At 31.6% G+C, this 6,040-nt stretch carries 6 protein-coding genes; 5 read left to right on the forward strand and 1 reads right to left on the reverse strand.

What is annotated here, in order from left to right; all coding sequences use genetic code 11:
- Positions 1-88: 88 nt before the first annotated feature.
- Positions 89-1,012: an RluA family pseudouridine synthase gene (locus SA378_RS11065; protein WP_318526038.1), complete on the forward strand. Its 924-nt coding sequence runs from the start codon at positions 89-91 to the stop codon at positions 1,010-1,012.
- Positions 1,013-1,026: 14 nt separating this feature from the next.
- Positions 1,027-2,679 carry a nucleoside kinase gene (locus tag SA378_RS11070; protein WP_318526039.1) on the forward strand — a complete coding sequence of 551 codons (1,653 nt, stop codon included), beginning with the start codon at positions 1,027-1,029 and terminating at the stop codon, positions 2,677-2,679.
- Here the strand turns inward: SA378_RS11070 and rodA are convergent.
- Complete coding sequence (rodA, locus tag SA378_RS11075) at positions 2,676-3,827, reverse strand: rod shape-determining protein RodA (protein WP_318526040.1); 1,152 nt, start codon at positions 3,825-3,827, stop codon at positions 2,676-2,678. The genes SA378_RS11070 and rodA overlap by 4 nt on opposite strands.
- A gap of 203 nt (positions 3,828-4,030) precedes the next feature.
- On the opposite strand from rodA, the gene ruvC reads away from it, so the two are divergent.
- The 3 genes from ruvC to ruvB form a co-directional block, all read left to right on the forward strand.
- Entirely contained in the window at positions 4,031-4,531 is a 501-nt protein-coding gene (gene ruvC, locus SA378_RS11080) for a crossover junction endodeoxyribonuclease RuvC (protein WP_318526041.1), read from the forward strand.
- A gap of 66 nt (positions 4,532-4,597) precedes the next feature.
- On the forward strand, positions 4,598-5,200 hold the full coding sequence (gene ruvA, locus SA378_RS11085) for a Holliday junction branch migration protein RuvA (protein ID WP_318526042.1): 603 nt from the start codon (positions 4,598-4,600) through the stop codon (positions 5,198-5,200).
- Positions 5,200-6,040 (forward strand): Holliday junction branch migration DNA helicase RuvB (ruvB, locus tag SA378_RS11090; protein ID WP_318526043.1); only part of this gene is annotated, 841 nt, incomplete at its 3' end. The genes ruvA and ruvB, both read left to right, overlap by 1 nt.

The following is a 6,040-nucleotide window of genomic DNA, read 5'->3' on the forward strand; positions in this document are numbered from 1 at the left end:
CTGTTCCATAAGAAGATATTAAAACAAAATGAGGAGGGGCGCAACCATTTTTTCATAACTTGTTTGTGCCTTGAGCGAAGCGAAAGGAATGGTAAAAAATATGAAAGAAATAATTATAACAAAAAATGAAGAGGGTCAAAGATTAGATAGATTTTTAAAAAAATATCTAAATAAGGCTAATCAGTCATTTATTTATAAAATGATTAGAAAAAAGAATATAAAATTGAATAATGCTAAAACAGAACCGGAAGAAGTATTGAAGGTAAATGATATGGTTCAATTATTTTTGTCCGATGAAACAATTGACAAATTTAGAGAAAAGAAAACATTAAATCAGGCAGATATCCATTTTAAAACTATTTTCGAAGATGATAATATTCTTGTAGTGAACAAACCAATTGGTTTGAGCTCCCAGCCTGATGAAACAAGCTCAAGAAATCTGGTAGATGAAATAAAAGTCTATCTAGATGCAAAAGAAGAAAACATAAGTTTTACTTTTAAACCTGCAGTATGCAACAGACTTGACAAAAATACTTCTGGACTTGTAATTGCAGCCAAAAACTATGATACGTTAAAGCAAACAAATAAAGCTATCAGAGAAAGAAACATTAAAAAATTCTATATGGCAAAAGTTCATGGCATTATTAACGAAGATATTGAATTAAAAGATTATTTAATAAAAGATGAATATAAGAATATGGTTAAAATCGTTAAAGATAATCAGGAAAATGCCAAAAGTGTCGTAACATATGCTCATCCAATTAAAACAGAAGGAAATTTTACTTGGGTTGAAGTACAAATTGAAACTGGAAGAGCTCATCAAATAAGAGCTCATTTATCATCAATAGGACACCCTGTTGCAGGAGATAAAAAATATGGCAAGAAAGATAATGAAAAGCATCAGGTACTACATGCGTATAAATTGATTCTTAATGGTTATGAAGGAGAACTTTCGTATTTGAACGGAAAAGAAATTATTTCCGATATAAGTGAGAGAAAAATCTTAATGTAATAGGGGAATAAATTATGAAAATAGAATTAGTTGGCGAAAAAAATGAAATAATCGATATTGATGAAAATGAATCATTGCTCAGCTTTTTAAAAAGGACACATCAATATGATTATAATAAATATCTGGCGGTAAAAGTAAACAATAAACTGCAGGAACTTGACAGTTCACAGTTTAAAGAGAATGATAAAATTGAATTTCTCGATATTACAGATGAAGACGGACACAGAATTTATGTGAGGACATTGACATTAATATATATTAAAGCATGTAAAGATATATTTAAAGATGTAGATGTTTCTATTAAGCATTCAATGAACAAGGGATTATATACAGAATTTGTGCATAAACATTTAGTAAATGAAAAACAACTTATAAATATTAAAAACTTGATGCAAGAAATTATTAATTCAAAAAAAACTATAAATAAATTAATTTTAAGTGTTGAAGAAGCAAATGAAATTTTTACTAAACAGCAAATGATTGATAAAATTGAACTCTTAAAGTATGCGGATAATGATACAATAAGAGTATATGAAATAGATGGCTATTATGACACATTTTACGGATATTTAGCTCCAAATACTGAATTTGTAAATAAATTTGATTTGAAATTATTTTGCCCTGGGATTGTTTTGAATTTTCCCACAAGAGAAAACAATTTTAAACTTCCTGAATATATTGAACAAAAGAAACTTTCTGTAGTATTCAAAGAGGCTGAAGATTGGGGTGAAATAATGGATGTTGGATATGTGGGAGCTCTAAACAGAAAAATAGCGAATAACACAATAGATGATATGATACGTATTAATGAAGCCCTGCATGAGAAAAAAATAGCGTATATTGCTGATGAAATTGCAACAGATAAAAATATTAAAATAGTTCTTATCGCTGGTCCGTCATCTTCCGTAAAAACAACTTTTGCTCAAAGACTTTCTATTCAATTGAGAGTTAACGGAAAAAAAACATATGCTCTTTCGCTTGATGATTATTTTGTTGACAGACATTTAACTCCAAAAGATGAAAATGGAGATTTAGATTTCGAAACAATTGATGCATTGGATTTAGAACTTTTCAATGAGCAGTTGTTAAACTTAATGTCATGTGAAGAAGTAACAATACCAAATTACAATTTTAAAGCAGGAAAAAGGGAATATACAAGAAATCCAATTAAATTAACAAATGACCACATAATACTCATTGAAGGCATACATGGCTTGAATGATAAGCTCACTAAAAATATACCTCAAATTAATAAATATAAAATATACATCAGTGCTTTGACACAATTGAACATAGATAACCATAACCGTATTTCTACGTCTGATTTAAGGCTTATTAGGCGTATAGTAAGAGATAATACCCATAGAGGAAACGACGTAATTAAAACTATGGAACTTTGGAATAATGTTGTAAAAGGTACAGAAAAATATATTTTTCCTTATCAGGAAAATGCTGATACAATCTTTAATTCGGCACTGGTGTATGAGTTGTGTGTACTTAAAAAATATGCAGAGCCGCTGATAATGGAAATACAGGAAGACAGCAAGTTTTATTCAGAAAGACAAAGACTTTTGAAATTCTTCAGTTATTTCATGACTATTGAGGATGAAAGTGCAATATCAAGCACATCTATATTAAGAGAATTTATAGGTGGAAGTTGTTTTTAGAAGTCGTTCGGGTCAAATTTTCCTCTTTTCATTCCAACGCTCAGTGCAAGTCCTATACTTACCATGTTTACAAGCATGAATGTTCCTCCTGAACTGATAAAAGGAAGAGGAATACCGGTGACCGGCATGAGTCCCATTGTCATGCCGATATTTTCGAAAATATGAAACAATAACATACCCGTTATACCTGTTACAATTAATGATCCAAACATATTAGGAGCGTGTTTTGCGATTCGAATGAGCCTGTATAATAAAACTCCATAAAAACACAAGAGAACAATTCCTCCGATAAGTCCTAGTTCTTCTCCTATTACTGCAAAAATAAAGTCAGTTTCCTTAGTTGGAAGGTATCCGAGCTGATTTTGAACGCCTTTATAGAGACCTCTGCCATAAAGCATTCCGGATCCTATTGCAGTCTTTGATTGAATAACTTGATAACCTGTATCTTCCGGGTCTAATTCAGGATAGAAGAATGTGACAATTCTATCAAAACGATAATCTTCGTTAAGAGTGTAGTCTTGCATTATATAGAAGAATGTTGCAATTCCTATAATTAAAAGGATTAATCCTATAATGAGCACTATGGTAATATATTTTTTGTTTATTCCTGATATAAATATCATTACTGCAATAAAAAATATGAAGACTAATGCTGTTCCCAAATCCGGTTGCAATAAAATTAATGCAACCGGGAAAAATGCAAATGCTAAGACTTTAATCAAAACGCCCGGTTCATCAATATTGTCCTTATTTATATCAATAAATTTAGCCACAGAAATAATAACACCAAACTTGGCGAGTTCAGATGGCTGAAATACGACAGGACCTATGGCAATCCAGCTTCTAACATCTCCCCATTCTGAAGCACTGACAGGATTTATAAGCACATACAGTAAAAGTGCTACCGAGACACCGTATATCGGAAGATAAAAGCTTCCATAAATATCAAAATCAATCATAACCAGAACAAACATCACTGCCAGTCCAAGAAAGAATGCTATTATTTGAGTTTTCAAATATGGTTCGCTTCCTGAAGCTTTGCTCATGGTAGCGCTGTTAATAATAATAAATCCATAAACACATAAAATTATTGTTGTAAAAAATAGTATGAAATCAAATCTTTTTAGTTTGTTATCTTTTTTAAACATAATTGTCTCCATTTCTGCACGACCTTATTATAACATATTTTATATTATTTAATAGTAAAAATTTTTAAATTGAAAAGATTTACATAATGAAACTATGTTCATAAAAAGTTCTTAACATAAGAATAAATGTATGCTATAATGAACGATAGATTAACAGTGGGTCGAGGATTACAAACAATAGAAGCATTTATAAAGGGAAAATTATGATAATATTTGGAATTGACCCGGGACTTGCAATATCTGGGTATGGTATTTTAAATTATATAGGAAATAAATTTGAAGTTATTGAATATGGCGCAGTAATAACTGAAAGTTGCGAGGAATTTCCAAAGAGGCTCAAGAAAATATATGATTGTTACACTGATCTTTTTGAAATGTACAAGCCAGAAGCTGTTGCAATTGAAGAATTGTTTTACAATAAAAATGTTAAAACTGCAATTGCTGTTGCACAAGCAAGAGGTGTTCATCTACTAGCAGCTGAAAACAAAAATATACCTCTTTATGAATATACTCCGTTGCAAATAAAGCAAGGGTTAGTTGGATATGGACGTGCTGACAAAAGGCAGGTTCAGGAAATGATAAAAGTTATTTTAAAGCTGGATAAAATACCTCAGCCTGATGATGTTGCTGATGGATTGGCTGCTGCAATTTGCCATGCTCATTCATTGAAATTCGCTGATAACTTTAGAATATTAAAGTATTAAATATTTTGTCAAAGAAAACAAGACAGGTGAAACGTCCCCGTGTTTGCTAGTGTCTGGAGGAGAAATATGATTAGCTACATCAAAGGTGAAGTAGTAAAAAAAGGTTTAGATTATATAATTTTGGAAAATAGCAACATAGGATATTTTATCAATACTTCTCTTTCTACTCTTAATAATCTTAATGAGAAAGAACGTTCATTGATACTTACATATATGCATATAAGGGAAGATATAGTTGCTTTATATGGTTTTTTGACTCAGGATGAACTGGAATTGTTTAAAAAGCTTATATCAGTAAATGGCGTAGGACCAAGAGTAGGGCTTGCCATATTGTCAACGTATGAAACAAATGCTGTAAAAGAAATTATTTTAAAAGATGATGCAGTTAAAATGTCAAAGGTTCCTGGAATTGGTAAAAAAACAGCCAGTAAAATTATTCTCGAACTCAAGGATAAAGTAGGAACTTTAGAAAGCCTTCCAAGAGGAGAAACAAAAGAGTACGTTGCTGAAATAAACAATGAAGTTTCGGATGTGCTTGATGCGTTAATTGCTCTTGGGTTCAGTTCATTTGATGCAAAAAGAACGCTGGATAGCATGGATTTGAAAGGAAAAAACGAAAATGAAATAATAAAGGAAGCTTTAAAAAATATGAGTAGGCAGGTATTGTAATGTTTGATAGAGAAAATGAAATAGTTGCCGGCACCATAAATAACGGAGAAGAAGATTTAGAGTTTAGCTTAAGACCTCAAAGGCTTTACCAGTACATTGGTCAGAATAAGGTAAAGGAAGTTTTAAATATTTTTATTGAGTCAGCAAAATTAAGAAATCAGCCGCTGGATCACGTCTTGCTTTCGGGACCTCCGGGATTAGGAAAAACTACTCTTGCCAATATTATTTCTAATGAGATGGGAGTCAACATAAGGGTTACATCAGGTCCTGCTATTGAAAGACCCGGCGATTTAGCTGCAATACTTACAAATTTAAATGAAAATGATATTCTTTTCATAGACGAAATACACAGACTAAACAAGACTGTAGAAGAAATTATGTATCCTGCGTTAGAAGATTATGCACTTGACATAATAATCGGAAAGGGACCTTCTGCAAGATCAATTCGTCTGGATTTACCTAAATTTACATTGATAGGAGCCACAACACGTTCAGGGATGCTGGCATCACCATTAAGGGATCGATTTGGTGTTTTGTGCAATCTTGATTTTTATAATGCAGATGATTTGAAGGAAATTGTACTTCGTTCAGCAAGTATTATAAATGTTGAAATCAATGGTGATGGAGCTGAGGAAATTGCAAGGCGTTCAAGAGGAACCCCACGTATTGCCAACAGACTTTTAAAACGTGTAAGAGATTATGCCGTAGTTAAAAGCAATGGCATAATTGATACTATAACAGCTGATAAAGCTTTGAAAATGCTTGAAATTGATGAAATTGGACTTGATAAGCTTGACAGAAGAATTTTAAATACAATAATTGATTATTATAAGGGCGGTC

Origin of the sequence: Sedimentibacter sp. (assembly GCF_033447055.1) — a bacterium.
In the GTDB taxonomy this organism is placed as follows: domain Bacteria; phylum Bacillota; class Clostridia; order Tissierellales; family Sedimentibacteraceae; genus Sedimentibacter.